Origin of the sequence: Planomonospora antibiotica, assembly GCF_014647955.1 — a bacterium.
Classification (GTDB): domain Bacteria; phylum Actinomycetota; class Actinomycetes; order Streptosporangiales; family Streptosporangiaceae; genus Planomonospora; species Planomonospora parontospora.
This window is the reverse complement of sequence record NZ_BMQE01000005.1, coordinates 110,887-129,764: the sequence shown is the minus strand read 5'-3', so window position 1 is coordinate 129,764 and position 18,878 is coordinate 110,887. Positions and strand designations below refer to the sequence as shown.

Genomic DNA, 18,878 nt, shown 5'->3' with positions numbered 1-18,878 from the left:
ACAGAGGAAAGCGTGTCGAATGATGAACTACTCCTGAGCGCACCGCCCGCTTTCGCTCGGGAGCTGGAGGACCACCTCACCGCCTGGTCCCTGCGGACCGGGGTGAGGGTGGAGATATGGGCGCTGCCCGAGGAGGACCTCCCGGGGCACGTCGGCGACGTCGTCCGGGATGCGATCGGCGACGTGCTGCAGGAGATGGAGCGGCGGCCCGGGACGCGCACCGTCTCCCTCGCCCTCACCGCGGCCCCCAGCGGGCTGCGTCTGACGATCGGCGCCGACGGCGACGGGGCGGTCGGCGCCCTCGAAGCCCGCCTGGGCGGCAGGCGCGCCGAATTCGCGCGCCTGGGCGGCGCCCTGAGCGTCAACGGGGTGCCGGGAGAGGGAACCACGGTCAGCGCCGCCGTTCCCCGCAGGCCGCGCGGCGGGTGGCCGGGCCGGGTTCCGTGACCGGACCGCGGGGAGAAGGTCGTGAGACACGGCCACGGGCCTCGGCCCGCCTCGTGGCGACCGGGGTCGCCGTGCAGGCGGCGCCGGCGGTCCGCCACGACGCGGAAGGGGCCCATCGGCCTCCGCCCCTTCCGCGCGTGTCTCCGGGTCAGAGGTCGGACAGGCCCAGCTCGCGGGCGATCAGCATGCGCTGGACCTCGCTGGTGCCCTCGCCGATCTCCAGGATCTTCGCGTCGCGGTAGAAGCGCCCGACGGGGTATTCGTTCATGAACCCGTAGCCGCCGAAGACCTGGGTGGCGTCGCGGGCGTTGTCCATCGCGGCGTTGGAGGAGACCAGCTTGGCGATGGCGGCCTCCTTCTTGAACGGCTCGCCCGCCAGCATCTTCTCCGCCGCGTGGTAGTAGGCCAGGCGGGCGGTGTGCGCGCGGACCTCCATGTCGGCGATCTTGAACTGGATGGCCTGGTAGTGGCCGATCGGGTGGCCGAACGCCTGGCGTTCGCGGACGTAGCCCAGGCACTCGTCCACGCAGCCCTGGGCCAGGCCCACCGAGAGGGCGGCGATCGCGATGCGGCCCTCGTCGAGGGTCTGCAGGAACTGCGCGTAGCCGCGGCCGCGCTCGCCGAGGAGGTTCTCCGCCGGGACGCGGCAGTCGGCGAAGGAGAGCTCGCGGGTGTCGGAGCAGTTCCAGCCGACCTTGGAGTACTTCTTGGCGACGGTGAAGCCGGGGGTGCCGGCCGGGACCAGGATGGTGGAGATCTCGGGGCGGCCGTCGGCGCGCCGCCCGGTGATCGCGGCCACGCCGACCACTCCGGTGATGTCGGTGCCGGAGTTGGTGATGAAGGCCTTGGAGCCGTTGATCACCCATTCGCCGCCGTCCAGCACCGCCGTGGTCCGCATGCCGCCCGGCACGTCGGAGCCGCCGCCCGGCTCGGTGAGGCCGAACGCGCCCAGCATCTCGCCGCTCGCCAGCTTCGGCAGCCACCGCTCGCGCTGCCCGGCCGTACCGAAGCGGTAGATCGGCATGGCGCCCAGCGAGACCGCGGCCTCGACGGTGATCGCCACGCTGGAGTCGACCCGGGCCAGTTCCTCCAGGGTGAGGCAGAGCGCGAAGTAGTCGCCGCCCATGCCGCCGTACTCCTCGGGGATGGGCAGGCCGAACAGGCCCATCCGGCCCATCTGGCGGACGATGTCGTAGGGGAACTCCTCGCGTTCGTACAGCTCCCCGATCACCGGGGCGACCGCGTCGCGGGCGAACGCCTCGACGGTCTTGCGCAGGTCCTCGTACTCTTCGGTCAGCTTCATCGCTGCTGTCACTCCTTGGGCAGGGCCTTGGACAGGGCCTGGACGACCCGGGACGGGCTGGGGCGGCCGAGCCTTCCGGCCAGCCAGGTACTGGTCTCCACCAGGGCGCCGAGGTCGAGGCCGGTCTCCACGCCGAGACCGTGCAGCATCCAGACCAGGTCCTCGGTGGCGAGGTTGCCGGTGGCGGACTCGGCGTACGGGCAGCCGCCGATGCCGCCGGTGGAGGCGTCGACCACGGTCACCCCGGCGCGGAGCGCGGCCAGGGTGTTGGCCAGGGCCTGGCCGTAGGTGTCGTGGAAGTGCACCGCCAGCCGCTCGGGGCCGCCGAATGCCCCGATCAGCGCGGCCACGTGGCCGGGGGTGCCGACGCCGACGGTGTCGCCGAGGGAGAGCTCGTAGCAGCCGAGGTCGAGCAGTCTGCGGCCGACCTCGACGACCTGGCCGATCGGGGTGGGGCCCTCCCACGGGTCGCCGAAGCACATCGACACGTAGGCCCGCACCTTCAGGCCGTGCTCCAGCGCCCGCGCGACGACCGGCTCGAACATCTCGAACTGGGAGTCCAGCGTCCGGTTGAGGTTCTTGGCGGCGAACGTCTCGGTGGCGCTGGCGAAGACCGCGATCTCGGTGACGCCCAGCTCCAGCGCCCGCTCCAGGCCGCGCTCGTTGGGCACCAGCACCGGGTAGCGCACCCCGGGGGCCCGCTCGACGGCGGCCAGCAGCTCGGCGGCGTCGGCGAGCTGCGGCACCCACTTCGGGTGCACGAAGCTGGTCGTCTCGATCACCGTGTGCCCGGCGGCGGCGAGCCGGGCCACGAACTCGGCCTTGACCTCGACGGGGACGACCACCGGCTCGTTCTGCAGCCCGTCGCGCGGCCCCACCTCGTAGACCGTGACCCGCTCCGGCAGGCCCTCCGCCCGGTACGGCGCGGGCCGCGCCCCCCTGTCCGTCACGACTCCTCCTCCCGCCGGACGACGGCGAGCACGGCGTCCATGTCGACCGCCTGCCCGGCGCGCACCGGCAGCTCGGCGACCGTCCCGCCGACGGGGGCGGTCACGGTGTGCTCCATCTTCATCGCTTCGACGATCACCAGCGGCTGCCCCTCGGCGACCCGCTCCCCCACCGCCGTCTTCACCACGAGCACGGTGCCGGGCATCGGGCTGCGGACCACGCCGTCGCCGGCCGCTCCGGCTCCCGCCCGGTCTCCGGGATCGCCCAGGTGGTGGCGGGTCAGGGCCCAGGCGCTCCCCTCCCGGCCGAGCCAGACGGTGTCGCCGTCGCGGGCGGTGGCGTAGCGCCGCCGGACGCCGTCCAGGGTGACGAGCACGTCGGAGCCGTCCACGGCCAGGTCCGCGCGGAGGACCCGGTCCGTGCCGGCCGTACCGTCACCGTCGCCGGACGGCAGGCGGACCTCGGCGGCCCCGCTCCCGGCGGCGGGCAGCCCGCGCACCCCGACCGCGGTCACGCCGCCGGGGCCCTCCAGCCGCCAGACGGTCCACGCGGCCCCGGCGCCGGGCCGCCAGCCGTCGGGCACGTCCCACGGGTCGGCCGGGGCGGCGGGCACGAGCTCGTGCTGCAGCAGCAGGGCGGCGGCGGCCAGGACGTCGTCCGGGGTGCCCGCGGGCGGGACCAGTTCGCCGAGGCGGCGTTCGACCAGGCCGGTGTCGAGGTTCCCGGCGGCCACCTCGGGGTGGGCGACCAGCGCCCGCAGGAAGGCGATGTTCGTCGTCACGCCGAGGACGGTCGTGTCGGCGAGCGCCCGGTCGAGGGTGCGCAGCGCGCTCGGCCGGTCGTGCCCCCAGGCGATGACCTTCGACAGCATCGGGTCGTAGTCGCTGCCGACGACCGCGCCGGCCGCGAGGCCGGAGTCGACCCGGACGGTCCCGTCGGTGGCGGGCCGGCCGGGGCCGGGGACGCCGGGCTCGTGCAGGGCGAGGATCCGGCCGCCGGTCGGCAGGAACCCGCGGGCGGGGTCCTCGGCGTAGACGCGGGCCTCGACGGCGTGGCCGTGCAGCCGCACGTCGTCCTGGGTGAGCGGGAGCGGCTCCCCGGCCGCCACCCGGAGCTGGAGCTCGACCAGGTCCAGGCCGGTGACCAGCTCGGTGACGGGGTGCTCGACCTGCAGGCGGGTGTTCATCTCCATGAAGTAGTAGTCGGCCGTGGAGCCCTGGACGATGAACTCCACCGTCCCGGCTCCGACGTAGCCGACGGACCGGGCGGCCTCGACCGCCGCCGCGCCCATCCTGGCCCGCGTCTCCGCGTCCAGCAGCGGGGACGGGGCCTCCTCGACGATCTTCTGGTGGCGGCGCTGCAGGCTGCACTCGCGCTCGCCGAGGTGGATCACGTTGCCGTGGGCGTCGGCCAGCACCTGGATCTCGATGTGCCGGGGGTCCTCCACGAACCGCTCGACCAGCAGGGTCGCGTCGCCGAACGCGGCGGCGGCCGTACGGCGGGCGGACTCCAGCGCGTCCGGCAGCTCGGCGGCCGAGCGGACCAGCACCATGCCCTTGCCGCCGCCGCCCGCCGACGGCTTGATCAGCGCGGGGAAGCCGATGTCCGCGGTGAGCAGGTCGTCGTCGGGCTCGGCGGCACCGGGCACGACCGGCACCCCGGCCGCCGAGACGGTCGCCTTGGCGCGGATCTTGTCGCCCATGGCCTCGACGGCCTCGGCGGGCGGTCCGACGAAGACCAGGCCGGCCTCGGCGCAGCGCCGGGCGAAGGCGGTGTTCTCGGCCAGGAAGCCGTAGCCGGGGTGGACGGCCTGGGCCCCGGTGGCCGCGGCGGCGGCGACGACCGCCTCGATGTCGAGGTAGCCGCCGGGCAGCCGGACCGCCGTGTCGGCCTCGCGGGCGTGCGGCGCGCCGGCGTCGGCGTCGCTGTGGACGGCGACGGAGCGGATGCCGAGCCGCCGGAGCGTGCGGATGATCCGCAGGGCGATCTCGCCCCGGTTGGCGATGAGGACGGTGTGGAAGCGCATCAGGGCTGCCCCCGGCGGAGCGGACGGGCCGTGGTCGGAGCCACGGTCGGGGTCACGGGCAGGGTCGCGGCCGGAGCCGTGGCCGGAGCCACGGTCACGGTCGGGTGCACGGGCGGAGCCGTGGTCGGGGTCGGGGTCGGGGTCATGGTCGCGGTCACATCCGGAAGACGCCGTAGCCGACGGGGTCGAGGGGGGCGCCCGCGGCGGCGGACAGGGCCAGGCCGAGGACGGTGCGGGTGTCGAGCGGATCGATGACGCCGTCGTCCCAGAGGCGGGCGGTGGAGTAGTAGGGGTTGCCCTGCTCCTCGTACTGCCGCCGGATCGCGTCGGGGTCGGCGTCGCCGACGGTGGACAGCACGTTGGCGGCCTGCTCGCCGCCCATCACCGAGATGCGGGCGTTGGGCCACATCCACAGGAACCGGGGCGAGTAGGCCCGGCCGGCCATGGCGTAGTTGCCGGCGCCGAACGAGCCGCCGACGACGACGGTGAACTTCGGCACCCGGGCGCAGGCGACGGCGGTGACCATCTTGGCGCCGTGCTTGGCGATGCCGCCGGCCTCGTAGGCCCGGCCGACCATGAACCCGCTGATGTTCTGCAGGAAGACCAGCGGGGTGTTGCGGCGGTCGCACAGCTCGATGAAGTGCGCGCCCTTGAGCGCGGACTCGGCGAACAGGATGCCGTTGTTGGCGATGATCCCGACGGGGTGGCCGTGGATGCGGGCGAAGCCGGTCACCAGCGTCGTGCCGTACTCGGCCTTGAACTCCAGGAACCGGGAGCCGTCGACGACGCGGGCGACGACCTCCCGGACGTCGTACGGCGTGCGGGTGTCGGCGGGCACGATGCCGTACAGGTCGCGGGGGTCGTGCGCGGGCTCCTCGGCCGGCGCGCGCTCCCAGGGGGCCTCGGGGCGGGGGGCGAGGGTGGCCACGATGTCGCGGACGATCCGCAGGGCGTGGGCGTCGTCCTCGGCGAGGTGGTCGGTGACCCCGCTGGTCCGGGAGTGCAGGTCGCCGCCGCCGAGCTCCTCGGCGGTGACCTCCTCACCGGTGGCGGCCTTCACCAGCGGCGGCCCGCCCAGGAAGATCGTGCCCTGGTTGCGGACGATCACGGCCTCGTCGCTCATCGCCGGGACGTAGGCGCCGCCGGCCGTGCAGGAGCCGAGGACGGCGGCGATCTGCGGGATGCCCCGCGCCGACATGGTGGCCTGGTTGTAGAAGATCCGGCCGAAGTGCTCGCGGTCGGGGAAGACCTCGTCCTGCTTGGGCAGGAACGCGCCGCCGGAGTCGACGAGGTAGACGCACGGCAGGCGGTTGTCGAGGGCGACCTCCTGGGCCCGCAGGTGCTTCTTGACCGTCATCGGGTAGTAGGTGCCGCCCTTGACCGTCGCGTCGTTGGCGACCACCACGCACTCGCGGCCGGAGACCCGGCCGATGCCGGTGATGATCCCGGCCGCGGGGGCGTCACCGCCGTAGAGGCCGGTGGCGGCCAGCTGGGAGAGCTCCAGGAAGCGGGAGCCGGGGTCGAGCAGGGCGTCCACGCGCTCGCGGGGCAGGAGCTTGCCGCGGGCGACGTGCCGGGCCCGCGAGCGCTCCGGCCCGCCCAGCGCGGCGGCGGCGACCCGCTCCCGCAGCTCGGCGGCGAGCCGCTCGTTGACCTCGGTGTTCGCCTTGAAGGCGACACCGCCCGGGTCGCAGGTGCTGCGCAGCACCGGCCAGCTGCTCAATGCGGGCCTCCTTCGCAGATCACCGCCCGGCGCCGTTGCCGGGGGTTAACGGCCGCTAACTCCACCGGTGATGTTAGTCATCGTTAACGCCACCGTCTACCATGCGAGTCGTGACGACCGCCCGTACCCCTACCCGCGAACGCCGCTCCCGGCGCACGGAGATCCTGGACGCCGCCGCGGAGCTGTTCGCGGCGCGCGGCTTCCACGGCGTCTCCATCGAGGACATCGGCGGGGCGGTCGGCACCTCGGGCCCGGCGCTCTACCGGCACTTCAGCGGCAAGGAGGCGCTGCTGGCGGAGATGCTGCTGGACATCAGCGAGCGCCTGCACTCCTCGGCGGCCGAGCGCGTCACCGCGGCGCCCGACGCGGAGAGCGCGCTGGACGCCCTGCTGGCCGGGCAGATCGAGTTCGCGCTCAGCCATCCGGCGCTGATCACCGTGCACGACCGCGAGCTGGGCAACGTCCCCGAGCCGGCCCGGCGGCGGATCCGCCGGCTGCAGCGGCTGTACGTGGAGGAGTGGGTGACCGTGCTGAGCGAGCTGCACCCCGGCTGCCCGCCGCCCCGGCTGCGCGCGGCCACCCACGCGGTCTTCGGCCTGCTCAACTCGACCCCGCACAGCGCGGGCGAGCTGCCGCCGGAGGCGATGGCCCCGCTGCTGCACGCGATGGCCCGCGCGGCGCTCGCCGAGGCGCGACGTTAGGGTTCGTTAACTTCGGTGCCGCCCGGCCCGGTCACTCCGCCCCGGCGCCACGACGGGCCGGCGCCCGGCCCCGACGCGGCCGGCGGGGTCGGCGGAACCCGCCGCCCGCGGACCGGACGGAAGATCCGGTGGACGAAAGAGGCCAAGGACGGCGACGGGGACGGCTCGCCGGGACATAATCAGGCTTGTGGCGCGCGACTCTGTTGAGACTCATTTCGCCGAAGCGGTGGCGGGCCTGACCGCCGGGACCCGACGCGACCCGGCCCTGCCGGTGCGCGAGGGCACGAGTCTGACGGGGGCCCGCTGCCGGGAGCTCTTCGAGTTCCAGCTCGGCAGCCGGCTCCTGGACGTCACCGCCCGCCTCCTGCGCGAACGCGGCGAGGGCTTCTACACCATCGGCTCCGCCGGTCACGAGGGCAACGCCGCGGTCGCCGCGGCCCTGCGCACGACCGACCCGGCGCTGCTCCACTACCGCTCCGGCGCCTTCTACCTGGCACGCTCGGCGATGGCCGGGCGGCTGCCCGAGCAGGGCCTGCGGGACGTGCTGCTCGGCCTGGTCGCCTCGGCGGAGGAGCCGATCGCGGGCGGCCGGCACAAGGTCTTCGGCCACCCCGACCTCGCGGTCATCCCGCAGACCTCGACGATCGCCAGCCACCTGCCGCGCGCGGTGGGCGTCGCCTTCGCGATCGAGCGCGCCCGCCAGCTCGGCGTGCGGGGGGCCTGGCCGGACGACGCGATCGCGGTGTGCAGCTTCGGCGACGCCTCGGTCAACCACGCCAGCGCCCTGTCGGGCCTCAACACCGCCGCCTACGGCTCCTACCAGGGCCTGGGGATGCCGGTCCTGTTCGTCTGCGAGGACAACGGCCTGGGCATCAGCGTGCGCACCCCGGGCGGCTGGGTGGAGGCGTCCCGCCACCCCCTGCTGGAGTACTTCGAGGCCGACGGCTGCGATCTGGCCGACGCGCACGACGCGGCCAGGGCCGCCGCCGACCACGTACGCTCCAGCCGCTCCCCCGCCCTGCTGCACCTGGGCACCGTCCGGCTGATGGGCCACGCGGGCTCCGACGTGGAGCTGTCCTACCGGACCAAGCGGGAGATCAACGCCGACCTCGCCCGCGATCCGCTGGTGGCCACCGCCCGCCTGCTCGTCGAGGCCGGGCTGGCCACCCCCGACGAGCTGCTCACCCGCTACGAGACGATGCGCGAGCACCTGCTGCGGATGGCCATGGAGAGCTCCAGGAGGCCGCGGCTGACCTCCGCCGTCGACATCGTGGAGCCGCTGGCCCCCCGCACCCCCGGCGCCGTGGCCGAGGCGGTCCCGGCCGCCGCCCCCGCCGCGGCCCGCGAGCGGGCCTTCGGCGGGCGGCTGCCCGAGAACGAGGGGCCGCTGACCCTCTCCCAGGCGATCAACCGGACCCTGGCCGACGAGCTGGCCGCCCGTCCGGACGTCCTGGTCTTCGGCGAGGACGTGGCCCGCAAGGGCGGCGTCTACGGCGTCACCCGCGGCCTGCAGAAGCGCTTCGGCGCGAACCGGGTGTTCGACACGCTCCTGGACGAGCAGACGGTGCTGGGCCTGGCGCTGGGCGCGGGCGTGTCCGGCCTGCTCCCGGTCCCCGAGGTCCAGTATCTCGCCTACCTGCACAACGCCCTGGACCAGATCCGCGGCGAGGCCGCCACCCTGCAGTTCTTCTCCCGCGGCGCCTTCCGCAACCCGATGGTGCTGCGCCTGCCCTCCTACGCCTACCAGAAGGGCTTCGGGGGCCACTTCCACAACGACAACTCCGTCGCCGCGCTGCGCGACATCCCCGGCCTGGTCGTCGCCTCCCCGGCCCGGCCCGACGACGCCGCCGCGATGCTGCGCACCTGCCTGGCCGCCGCGCGCACCGACGGCAGCGTCTGCGTCCTCCTCGAGCCGATCGCCCTCTACACCGCGCGCGACATGTTCGAGGAAGGCGACAACGGCTGGCTCGCGCCGTACGCCCCGCCGTCGCGCTGGGCGGAGACGCACGTGCCGATCGGCCGTGCCCGCAGCTACGGCGACGGCCGCGACCTGACCATCGTGACCTTCGGCAACGGCCTGCGGATGAGCCTGCGCGCCGCGGTCAGGCTCACCGCGGAGGGATACAGCTGCCGGGTGCTCGACCTGCGCTGGCTCGCCCCGCTGCCGGTCGAGGACCTGCTGCGCGCGGCCGAGCTGACCGGCAACGTGCTGATCGCCGACGAGACCCGCCGCGGCGGCGGCGTCTCGGAGGGGATCGTCGCGGAACTGCTGGACGCGGGGTTCGGCGGGAGGATCGCCCGGGTGACCTCCTCCGACAGCTTCGTCCCGCTGGGCGACGCGGCCAAGCACGTGCTGCTCTCGGAGGGCGAGATCGAGGAGGCGGCCCGCAAGCTCCTCGGCTGAGCGGAGGCGGCCCGCAGGCTCCTCGGCCGACGGGCCGCGGGGCCCCGCTCTCCCGGGAGGGGACGGCGGGCGCCGAGCGGGGGCACCGGCGTCAGGCGGGGGCCATCGACTCCCTGAGGCCCTCCATCGCCCGGCTCCGGATCCGCGCCCGGAGCGCCGGAGTCCAGCCGACGACGAGCCCCACCGGCCTGCCGAGGGCCATCTTCGACCAGTGCCTGAAGTCGAAGTCGTCGTGCTGCCGGACGATCAGCCCGCCCTCGAACCGGAACAGCGAGTCGATCTGGTTGACGACCTTCCTCCCGGTCGCGGTGAAGGTGTATCCGGCGATCCAGTCGGTGGTGACCTCGTGGGGGCCGGCGGTCACCCGCCTGAGCGAGACGTCCAGGCCGGCGCCGCGCGCCATCAGCAGGCGCCACATGCCCATGATCCGGGCCCGGCCCTCCAGCTCCTGGAAGATCGGGTCGCCGAAGGTGACGTCGGGGTGGTAGCAGCGTTCCATGGCGTCGAGGTCGCGGCGCGCGAGCGCGTCGTAGAAGGTTCTGACGAGTGTGGCGCTGGTGTCGCTCACGGGCATCTCCCGATCATTGCCGTTCTGCACTTCAAGCTTAATAACGGCAGATACTTCACAGGTATACAGCACCCTGGGACCGTCTCCACCAGACTTGTTCCCGTGGGACGCTTTGCTCTGGCGTTCCGGGGCATCCGCGAGGGGAAGTGAACGTTGACCGAAGTGTGGGTGACTCTCACCACGGCCCGGCCGGGACCGCCCGCGTGGGTCGTGCTGCTGTCCGCGCTGGCCGCCCTGGCCGTGGTGACGTGGTCGGCCTCGTGGCAGCTCTCCCGGGGCCTGGTCACCATCGCCCACGAGGGCGGTCACGCGCTGATGGCGCTGCTCACCCGGCGCAAGCTGCAGGGCATCCGGCTGCACTCCGACACCTCGGGCGTGACGCTCACCCGCGGCAGGCCCACCGGCCCGGGCATGATCCTGACGGCCGCCGCCGGTTACGTCGCCCCCTCCCTGCTGGGTCTGGGCGGCGCCTGGCTGACCTCCTCCGGCTACGTCGCCGTGCTCATCGCCGTCGTGGTCGCACTGCTCGTCTGCATGCTGGCGGTGATCCGCAACCTGTTCGGGGCGGTGAGCCTGCTGGCCGTCGGCGGGGCGATCGCCGCGCTCACCTGGTACGCCCCGCCGGACGTCGACGCGGTCATCGCCCATCTGGCCGTCTGGTTCCTGCTGTTCGGCGGGGTCCGGCCGATCCTCGAACTGGGCCGCAAGCGCCGCCGCGGCCGCGCCCCCGACTCCGACGCCGACCAGCTCGCCCGGCTGACCTTCCTGCCCGGCGGGTTCTGGGTGCTGCTCTTCCTGCTGGTCTCGGGCGCGGCCCTGCTGGCCGGCGTCTACCTGCTGGTCCCGCTGCCGCTCGTGCTGCCGTGAGCGGCCCCGGCCCGCGCCCGCACGGAGGGGCCGTCCGGCGGGAATTACATATCGGTTGACCGCCATCAGTCTTGACATTTCGGACTCGTTGACACATCCGAGCATTGTTTGGTTTTGTTGACAGTTAACCTAATTGATGGTTTTATGGCGGAGTTACTCCCCCTCCGGCGAGAGTCGGCATGCTGTCTCACATCCATCCCGCGGTGGCGGTCACGGCTCTGCTCTTTCTCGCCTCGCTGGGCGTCACGGCCCTTCTCTGGGCGCGGCTCAGGCGGCTCAGGCGGGAGCAGGCGGCCGAGCGGGACAGGGCCGTCGCGCGGGCGCGCGAGGACTTCACCCGGGACATGCACGATCTCGTGGGCCACTGGCTCTGGCTGGCGTCGATCAAGAGCGAGCTGGCCTACCGGCAGGCGCACGGCGACGCCCGGCTCCGCGGCGATCTCGCCGAGGCGCTCCAGGCCGTACGGCACGCCGCCCACGCCGTGCGGAACGCCTCCCGGTCCCACCGGAACCTCTCACTGCACGGCGAGGCCGTACGGGCCGAAGCCCTGCTGTGGAGCCTGGGAGCCGACTGCCTGATCCAGGTCGACGCCACCGGTCTGCCCGCGGACCTGAACATGGCGCTGGGCGCCGTGATCAGGGAGAGCGTCACCAACATGCTCCGGCACAGCGCGGTCCGCAAGTGCGTGATCGAGACGACCCGGCACGACGGCCGGCTGCGGCTGACCGTCGCCAACGACGGAGCGTCCGGCCCCGGCCGCTTCCCGGCCGGCCGCTCCCGGTCGGCGTCCCCGTCCGGAGCCCTCGCCGCCGAGCCCGCTCCCGGCCGCGCGCCCACTTCCGGCCCGCGTCCGGATCCGCACCCTCAGGCCGGGGGCCTGGCCAACCTCCGGCAGCGGATGGCCCGCCTCGGAGGCACCGTGGACGCCGCGGCCGGGCCGGACGGATGGTTCCGGCTGGTCGCCGAAGCCCCCGTCGACTTTTCTGAATAACTTTCACTTCATCGACTCCACCTCGCATGACGCACATCCTCACCGTCATGCCTGTGAATTATGCATATTCGAGCGATGTAACTTGTAACTGGAAATAGCCGTGTACGTCCGGGATTCTCTCTTTGGAAGCCAGCAAGGAGATCCCCGTGAATGACCAGTACGAGCTTTACTGCCTCGCGGATCCGCTCTTTTACGACACTCTTGACGGCAGCCGCGGCGGCCATCCCGATTTCCCCCTCGCGTCCCGGGAGGTCCCGGACGGCTGGTCTCACCAGGCGACCGACACGTGGATGCACTACGCGCCGGCCGAGGGGACGGTGCCGCCGCAGGGATGGAAGATCCATGTGTCGGCGTGCGTGGAGGACGCCGAGCGCGCCATGGAAGCGGTGTGGGACTACTGCGTGCCGCGGGACATCCCGTTCAAGTTCCTGCGCAGCCGGCCGGTCATGACGATGCTGAACTCCAAGGCGGCCGCCCGCGGATCGAGCGGCAAGCTGGTCACGGTCTACCCGCTGGACGACAGCCAGCTCGAACTCACCCTGAAAGAGCTCGACGTCCTGCTGCGGGGGGTGCGGGGGCCCTACATCCTCAGCGATCTCCGGTACGGCGAGGGCCCGCTCTTCGTACGGTACGGAGGCTTCGTCCCGCGCCACTGCACGGGAGGCAACGGCGAGCTGGTCCTGGCCCTCGAGGACGGGGACGGCAACCTCGTCCCGGACGTCCGCGGCCCCTCCTTCAGCCTCCCCTCCTGGGTGACTCTGCCGGCCTTCCTCGAACCTCACCTGGCCGCGCGCAACGCGGTCACCACCGCGGGCCTGCCGTACGAGATCGAGAGCGTCATCCAGTTCTCCAACGGCGGCGGGGTCTACCTCGGCCGGGACGCGCGGACCGACCGGCGGGTGGTGCTGAAGGAGGCGCGCCCGTACGCCGGGCTCGACACCATGGACCGGGACGCCGTCACCCGGCTGGCGCACGAGCGGGACATGCTGGAGCGGCTGTCCGGGCTGGACGCGGTGCCCGCGCTCGTCGACTACTTCACACTGGGCGACCACCACTTCCTGGTCCAGGAGTTCGTCGACGGCAACCCGCTGCAGCGGCTCCTCGTGCAGAAGTATCCGCTGACCCGCGCCTCGTGCGGCCCGCGCGAGCTCGCCGACTACACCGCCTGGGTGCTCGACGTGCTGCCCAAGGTCCGCGCGGCCGTCGAGTCCCTGCACGGGCGCGGGGTGGTCTTCGGCGACCTGCACCCGAACAACATCCTCGTCACCGCCGAGGGCCGCATGGTCCTGATCGACTACGAGGTCGCGACCCTCGCCGAGAACCGCGAACGCGCCACGCTCGGCCACCCCGCCTTCGCCGCGCCCCGCGACCGGCACGGCCTCGAGACGGACGCCTACGCCCTGGCCTGCCTCTGCATCGGGCTGTTCGCCCCCCAGCTGATGATCATGCAGATGCTCGACCGGGGCAAGGCCGCCCAGCTGGCGGGCCTGATCAAGGAGGCCTTCCCCGTCCCGGCCGGGGTGATCGACGACGCGGTCCGGACGATCACGGGCGCGGAGCCGGTGGCGGCGCTGCCGGCGCCCCGGCCGGGCCGCGACGCCTGGCCGGAGGTGCGGGACGCGATGGTCCGCGCCATCCTGGCGAGCGCCACCCCCGACCGCGACGACCGGCTCTTCCCCGGCGACCCGTCCCAGTTCGAACCCGGCGGCGGCCTCACCTTCGCCCACGGGGCCGCCGGCGTGCTCTACGCGCTGGACGCCGCCGGGGCCGCACGCCTCCCCGAGCACGAGGAGTGGCTGCGGCGCCGGGCGCGCGACCTCGAGCGGGGTGCGCGCGTCGGTTTCTACGACGGACTGCACGGTGTGGCGCACGTCCTGGACCTGCTCGGCCACCGCCAGGACGCGCTGGACATCGTGGACAGGTGCCTGCGCGAGAAGTGGGAGCTGCTCGACACCGGCCTGTTCGGCGGCCTGGCCGGAATCGGCCTGAACCTCTTCCACCTCGCCCGGACCACCGGTGAGCGCGCGCTCTCGGACACGGCGCTGCGCGCCGCCGGCATCTGCGCCGACCGGCTCGGCGGTCCCGACGACGTGCCCGAGCTCAGCGGCGGGACCGGCCCCCGCGCCGGCCTGATGTACGGCTCGGCCGGCTCCGCCCTGCTCTTCCTGCACGCCTACGAGCACACCGGCGACACCGCACTGCTGGAGCACGCCGCCGTGGCGCTCCGCCAGGACCTGCGGCGGTGCAGGACCACCCAGGACGGGACGCTCCAGGTCGACCAGGGCTGGCGCACCCTGCCCTACCTCGACGAGGGGTCCGTGGGCATAGGCCTGGTCCTGGCCCGTTATCTGGCCCACCGCGACGACGAGGGGTTCGCGGCCGCGCTCGACGCCTGCCGGCTCGTCACCCGCGGCAGGTTCTTCGTGCAGCCCGGGCTGTTCACCGGCCGGGCCGGCATGATCGCGGCTCTCGGCGGAGGGCTGGGCCCCTTCCCCGACGGTCCCGGCACCGACCTGGCCGAGCAGATCCGGGGGCTGGCCTGGCACGCGCTGAGTCACGGCGACGGGCTGGCCTTCCCCGGCGACCAGCTGCTCCGGCTCTCCATGGACTTCGCGACCGGCACGGCCGGAGTCCTGTTCGCGATGAGCACCGCGCTGAGCGACCGCCCGGTGTTCCTCCCCTTCATCCAACCGCCCGGCGGCGCAGGCGCCATGGCAACGGCATCGCCTGCACACGAGCCCGCCGAGCGGTCCCACCCCGGCGAGTCACCGAAGGAGGTGTGAACGAATGGTACTTCTCGACCTGCAGTCCCTGGAAGCCCCCAGCGGCGGCGGCCACGGCGGCGGCGGCAGCAGCCTGACCGTGCTGACCTGCAACTCCGGCAAGCCCAGCAACCTCAGCGTCGCGCTCTGCCACTAGTCCCGGTTCGACACCCATCCCCCGAACACAGAACTGGAGTAATCCCATGGTCCTTCTCGACCTGCAGTCCCTCGAGGCCCCCACCGGCGGCGGCCACGGCGGCGGCAGCACCCTGACCGCGCTGACCTGCAACTCCGGCAAGCCCAGCAACCTCAGCGTCGCGCTCTGCCACTAGTCCCGGTTCGACACCCATCCCCCGAACACAGAACTGGAGTAATCCCATGGTCCTTCTCGACCTGCAGTCCCTCGAGGCCCCCACCGGCGGCGGTGGCGGCGGCGGCAGCACCCTGACCGCGCTGACCTGCAACTCCGGCAAGCCCAGCAACCTCAGCGTCGCGCTCTGCCACTAGCGGCACGCGTGTCCGGGACGGCCTTTCGGAGGCCGTCCCGGGCATTTCCTTTGCGGACGGCACCGGGAGAGGAGGGACGGGTGCGGTCGTCGGATCGGCTGGTCGCCCGGATCGTACGGCGCAGCGGCCCGTGGCTCGGCGTCCTGGCCGTCACCGCCGTGACCGGTGCCCTCGCGCAGCTGGCGCTCCCGTTCGTCCTGGGCCGGACGGTCGACGCCCTCGTCTCGGCCGCTCCCTCCCGCGGGACGTGGCTGGGCGCCTGCGCCGCGATCGTGGTCGCGGCCGTGGCGTGCGACGCCCTCGGGGTGTGGGCGACCGGAGCCTGCAGCACCCGGGCCTCGGAGTGGCTGCGCCACCTGACCGTGCGGCACGTGCTCGGCGCCGGCCCCGCGCTGAACCGGCGCTTCTCCGAGGGGGAGCTGGTCACCCGGGCGGGGGTCAACGCCGAAGAGGCGGGCCGCGCGCCGGAGACCCTCGTCACCGGGGCGGCGCTGGTCATCCCCACCGCGGGAGGCCTGGTGGCGCTCACCCTCATCGATCCCTGGCTGACGCTGACCCTCGCCGCCGGCCTCGTCGCCATCGTGCTCGTGCTCCGGGCCTTCCTCAGGGTGAGCACCACCCTCGCCGGCGGCTACCAGGAGGCGCAGGGCGACATCGCGGCCCGGCTGATCGACGCCCTGGCCGGGGCGCGCACCATCGCCGCCGCCGGGACCCACGCAGAGGAGAAGGCCCGGGTGCTGGCCCCGCTCCCCCGGCTGCGCGCGCACGCCATGGAGATGTGGCGGACCAACGCCCGCGCGGGCGTGCAGGCCGGTGTCGTGGTGCCGCTGCTGGAGGTGGCGGTGCTCGGGGTGGGGGGATTCCGCCTCGCCGCGGGCGACCTCACCGCGGGGGAGCTGTATTCGGCCGCCCGCTACGTCGTCCTCGGCGCCGGGCTCGGTTCGGCGCTGGGCTACGTGGGCCGCCTGGCCCGGGCCCGCGCCGCCGCGGGGCGGCTCGGCGAGCTGCTCGCCGAGCCGCGCAGGGCCTACGGCCGCCGCTCCCTGCCTCCCGGCCCCGGCACCCTGGAGCTGAGAGGCGTCACCGCCGACGGCCTGTCCGGCGTCGACCTGCTGGTCCCGGGAGGGTGCTCGGTGGCCGTGGTCGGCCGCTCGGGTGCGGGCAAGTCGGTCCTCGCGGCCCTCGCGGGCCGCCTGGCCGACCCCTCCGGCGGCGCGGTGCTCCTCGACGGCGTCGAGCTGCCCGACCTGTCCCGGGAGGCGCTGGGCGGAGCCGTCGGCTACGCCTTCGAACGCCCTGTCCTGATCGGCGAGACCGTCGCCGACGCCATCGGCCTCGGCCTGCGGGAGCCCGGTCCCGGAGCGGGTCCCGCGGCGCCGGACGCCCCGCCCACCCCGGAGCGGCTGGAGGCACTGCGGGCGGCCGCCCACGCCGCGTGCGCCGACGCCTTCGTCAGGAGGCTCCCCTCGGGATACGGCACTCCGCTCGCCGACGCGCCGATGTCCGGCGGGGAGCGGCAGCGGCTCGGCCTGGCCCGCGCCTTCGCGCACGGCCGGCGCCTGCTCGTCCTGGACGACGCCACCTCCAGCCTGGACACCCTGACCGAGCGCCGGGTGAGCGAGACGCTCGCCGGTGAGCTGGCTGGCCGTACCCGGCTGATCGTGACCCACCGGGTCGCGACCGCGGCGGCGGCCGACCGGGTGATCTGGCTGGAGGGCGGCCGGGTCCGCGGCTACGACCGGCACCGGGTGCTCTGGGACGATCCCGGCTACCGGGCCGTCTTCGAGGTGCGGCCGACCGGGCCGGACGGACCTGGGCCCCGCCCGCGCCGGGCGGGCGCCGCGGAGCCGGCGGGCACACCGTGAAGCGGCCGGTTCTGCGGGCGCTCCGCCGGGATCCGCGCGTACTGGTCCGGCTCGGCCTGTGGTCCGTGCTGGAGAGTGCGCCCGCGCTCGTCATCGGCCTGGCCGTCGCGCGGGCGATCGACGACGGCTTCGCCGCGGGCAGGCCGGCGACCGGCCTGGCCTGGCTGGCGGTCCTCGGCGGTGCCTGGCTGGTCGCCGCGGTCGGCGCGCAGCGGGTCGTACTGGCCGTCGCCGCCATTGTGGAGCCGTTCCGGGAGGATCTGCTCAGCCACGTCGTCGAGGGCGCGCTGGAGCGGTCTGCCGCTCCGGGACCGGGCACGGAGGCCTCTGCGGTGGCCCGCTCGAACCTCCAGGTCGAGCTGGCCCGCGACGCCCTCGCCTCGGTCGTCACGGTCGTCAGGTCCTTCGTGTTCACCGCGGTGAGCGTGCTGCTCGGGCTGATGACGCTGATCCCGCAGGTGCTGGTGCTGGTGCTGCCGCCCTTCGCCGCCGGTCTCGGCCTCTTCCTGCTCTCGCTTCCGGTCCTGGCCCGGCGGCAGCGGGCGTTCCTGCTGGCCGACGAGCGGACGGCGGAGTCGGTCACGGCCGTGGCCGGCGGCCTGCGCGACATCGCGGCCTGCGCGGCGGAGGAGCGGGCGGCCGCCGCGGTGGGGCGCCGGGTGACGGAGCAGGCCGAAGCCGGGCGTGCGCTCGCCCGGGTGACCGCCGTCCGCACGCTCTCGCTGGCGGTGGGAGGGTGGTCCCCGGCCGTGCTGGTGCTGGCCGGCACCCCGTGGCTGCTGTCGGAGGGGGCCGGCGCCGGCGTGATCCTGGGCGCCCTGGCCTACGTCACGCAGTCGCTGGCCCCGGCCCTGGACAACCTCGTGGAGGGCCTGGGCGTCAGCGGGGTCCGGTTGTGGGTCTCCCTCGACCGCATCGAGGAGTCGGCGCGCACCGGCGCGGACCGGCCGCGCGCGGCGGGGGACCGGCTGCCGGCCGCGGACGGGGGCGCCGAGCTGCGCGGCGTGACGTTCGCCTACGGGCCGCACGCCGAACCGGTGATCGCCGGTCTCGACCTGTCCGTCCCCGAGGGGGACCACCTCGCCGTGGTCGGGCCCAGCGGCATCGGCAAGTCCACGCTGGCCGGGCTCATCGCGGGCGTGCTCCGGCCGGACGCGGGCGAGGTCCTGGTCGGAGGCGTGCCCGCCGACCGCCTCGACCCGGCCGAGCGGGTGCTCATCCCGCAGGAGGCGTACGTCTTCCGGGGATCCCTCATGGAGAACCTGACCTACCTCGCGCGGGCCGGCGCCGGGGAGGTGGACGAGGCGGTGGCCGCGGTCGGCCTGACCGGGCTGGTGGAGCGGCTGGGCGGCTACCGCGCCGAGATCCGCCCCGCGCTGCTCTCCCCCGGTGAGCGCCAGCTGGTCGCGCTGGCCCGGGCCTACCTGACCCCGGCCCGCCTGATCGTCCTCGACGAGGCGACCTGCCACCTCGATCCGGCGGCCGAGGCCCGCGCGGAGGAGGCGTTCACCCGCCGCGGCGGCACGCTCCTCGTCATCGCCCACCGGCCGGCCTCCGCCCTGCGCGCCCGGCGCGTCCTCGTCATGGACGGCACGCGCGTGCGGCTGGGGACGCACGCGGAACTGCTCGCCTCGTCCCCCCTCTACGCCGGCCTGGTCGGCCGGTGGGACCCACGGACCGCCTCCGCGGAGGCGCCGCCCGGCACCCGGCCGGACGCGCCCTCCGGGCACGCGGCCTGACCTCACCCCGGACGTCCAGGAGCCGA

Annotated in this window: 16 protein-coding genes; 11 read left to right on the top strand and 5 right to left on the bottom strand. The window is 74.2% G+C overall.

Annotated features, from left to right (window positions below; translation table 11 throughout):
- Window positions 1-12 precede the first annotated feature (12 nt).
- Window positions 13-447 carry a sensor histidine kinase gene (locus IEZ06_RS06580; RefSeq protein ID WP_189235745.1) on the top strand — a complete coding sequence of 145 codons (435 nt, stop codon included), beginning with the start codon at window positions 13-15 and terminating at the stop codon, window positions 445-447.
- Window positions 448-595: 148 nt separating this feature from the next.
- Here IEZ06_RS06580 and IEZ06_RS06575 read toward each other — a convergent pair whose 3' ends face one another.
- The 4 genes from IEZ06_RS06575 to IEZ06_RS06560 form a co-directional block, all read right to left on the bottom strand.
- Window positions 596-1,750, bottom strand: coding sequence for an acyl-CoA dehydrogenase family protein (locus IEZ06_RS06575; RefSeq protein ID WP_189235744.1), 1,155 nt, complete (start codon window positions 1,748-1,750; stop codon window positions 596-598).
- A gap of 8 nt (window positions 1,751-1,758) precedes the next feature.
- Window positions 1,759-2,700, bottom strand: coding sequence for a hydroxymethylglutaryl-CoA lyase (locus IEZ06_RS06570; protein ID WP_189235743.1), 942 nt, complete (start codon window positions 2,698-2,700; stop codon window positions 1,759-1,761).
- A complete protein-coding gene (locus tag IEZ06_RS06565) occupies window positions 2,697-4,724 on the bottom strand; it encodes an acetyl/propionyl/methylcrotonyl-CoA carboxylase subunit alpha (RefSeq protein WP_189235742.1) in 2,028 nt (675 codons plus the stop codon). Before IEZ06_RS06565 ends, IEZ06_RS06570 begins: the two co-directional genes overlap by 4 nt.
- A gap of 154 nt (window positions 4,725-4,878) precedes the next feature.
- On the bottom strand, window positions 4,879-6,447 hold the full coding sequence (locus IEZ06_RS06560) for a carboxyl transferase domain-containing protein (protein ID WP_189235741.1): 1,569 nt from the start codon (window positions 6,445-6,447) through the stop codon (window positions 4,879-4,881).
- Between the two features lie 101 nt (window positions 6,448-6,548).
- Between IEZ06_RS06560 and IEZ06_RS06555 the strand changes: the two genes are divergently transcribed.
- Both IEZ06_RS06555 and IEZ06_RS06550 read left to right on the top strand, forming a co-directional pair.
- Entirely contained in the window at window positions 6,549-7,148 is a 600-nt protein-coding gene (locus IEZ06_RS06555) for an SACE_7040 family transcriptional regulator (protein WP_189235740.1), read from the top strand.
- 187 nt (window positions 7,149-7,335) lie between these two features.
- Window positions 7,336-9,552 (top strand): thiamine pyrophosphate-dependent enzyme, encoded by a 2,217-nt coding sequence (locus tag IEZ06_RS06550; protein WP_189235739.1) that lies wholly within the window; start codon window positions 7,336-7,338, stop codon window positions 9,550-9,552.
- A gap of 91 nt (window positions 9,553-9,643) precedes the next feature.
- Here IEZ06_RS06550 and IEZ06_RS06545 read toward each other — a convergent pair whose 3' ends face one another.
- On the bottom strand, window positions 9,644-10,120 hold the full coding sequence (locus IEZ06_RS06545) for a nuclear transport factor 2 family protein (protein ID WP_373293811.1): 477 nt from the start codon (window positions 10,118-10,120) through the stop codon (window positions 9,644-9,646).
- Between the two features lie 168 nt (window positions 10,121-10,288).
- On the opposite strand from IEZ06_RS06545, the gene IEZ06_RS06540 reads away from it, so the two are divergent.
- The 8 genes from IEZ06_RS06540 (at window position 10,289) to IEZ06_RS06505 (ending at window position 18,852) form a co-directional block, all read left to right on the top strand.
- Window positions 10,289-10,987: a M50 family metallopeptidase gene (locus IEZ06_RS06540; RefSeq protein ID WP_373293810.1), complete on the top strand. Its 699-nt coding sequence runs from the start codon at window positions 10,289-10,291 to the stop codon at window positions 10,985-10,987.
- Window positions 10,988-11,166: 179 nt separating this feature from the next.
- Complete coding sequence (locus tag IEZ06_RS06535; protein WP_189235736.1) at window positions 11,167-11,979, top strand: sensor histidine kinase; 813 nt, start codon at window positions 11,167-11,169, stop codon at window positions 11,977-11,979.
- Between the two features lie 146 nt (window positions 11,980-12,125).
- Window positions 12,126-14,762, top strand: a complete 2,637-nt coding sequence (gene lanKC / locus IEZ06_RS06530; protein WP_189235735.1) for a class III lanthionine synthetase LanKC — start codon at window positions 12,126-12,128, stop codon at window positions 14,760-14,762.
- A 4-nt stretch (window positions 14,763-14,766) separates the two neighbouring features.
- Entirely contained in the window at window positions 14,767-14,898 is a 132-nt protein-coding gene (locus IEZ06_RS06525) for a SapB/AmfS family lanthipeptide (protein ID WP_189235734.1), read from the top strand.
- A gap of 46 nt (window positions 14,899-14,944) precedes the next feature.
- Window positions 14,945-15,073: a SapB/AmfS family lanthipeptide gene (locus IEZ06_RS06520; protein WP_189235733.1), complete on the top strand. Its 129-nt coding sequence runs from the start codon at window positions 14,945-14,947 to the stop codon at window positions 15,071-15,073.
- Between the two features lie 46 nt (window positions 15,074-15,119).
- Complete coding sequence (locus IEZ06_RS06515) at window positions 15,120-15,248, top strand: SapB/AmfS family lanthipeptide (protein WP_141704130.1); 129 nt, start codon at window positions 15,120-15,122, stop codon at window positions 15,246-15,248.
- A gap of 80 nt (window positions 15,249-15,328) precedes the next feature.
- Window positions 15,329-17,113 (top strand): ABC transporter ATP-binding protein, encoded by a 1,785-nt coding sequence (locus IEZ06_RS06510; protein WP_189235732.1) that lies wholly within the window; start codon window positions 15,329-15,331, stop codon window positions 17,111-17,113.
- Entirely contained in the window at window positions 17,110-18,852 is a 1,743-nt protein-coding gene (locus IEZ06_RS06505) for an ATP-binding cassette domain-containing protein (protein WP_189235731.1), read from the top strand. Before IEZ06_RS06510 ends, IEZ06_RS06505 begins: the two co-directional genes overlap by 4 nt.
- The last annotated feature ends 26 nt before the right edge of the window (window positions 18,853-18,878 follow it).

Bases quoted from the DNA above. Each gene is read 5' to 3' on its own strand.
- IEZ06_RS06520 (WP_189235733.1), top strand. From the start codon at position 14,945: ATGGTCCTTCTCGACCTGCAGTCCCTCGAGGCCCCCACCGGCGGCGGC.
- IEZ06_RS06555 (WP_189235740.1), top strand. From the start codon at position 6,549: ATGCGAGTCGTGACGACCGCCCGTACCCCTACCCGCGAACGCCGCTCC.
- IEZ06_RS06525 (WP_189235734.1), top strand. From the start codon at position 14,767: ATGGTACTTCTCGACCTGCAGTCCCTGGAAGCCCCCAGCGGCGGCGGC.
- IEZ06_RS06535 (WP_189235736.1), top strand. From the start codon at position 11,167: ATGCTGTCTCACATCCATCCCGCGGTGGCGGTCACGGCTCTGCTCTTT.
- IEZ06_RS06565 (WP_189235742.1), bottom strand. From the start codon at position 4,724: ATGCGCTTCCACACCGTCCTCATCGCCAACCGGGGCGAGATCGCCCTG.
- IEZ06_RS06515 (WP_141704130.1), top strand. From the start codon at position 15,120: ATGGTCCTTCTCGACCTGCAGTCCCTCGAGGCCCCCACCGGCGGCGGT.
- IEZ06_RS06575 (WP_189235744.1), bottom strand. From the start codon at position 1,750: ATGAAGCTGACCGAAGAGTACGAGGACCTGCGCAAGACCGTCGAGGCG.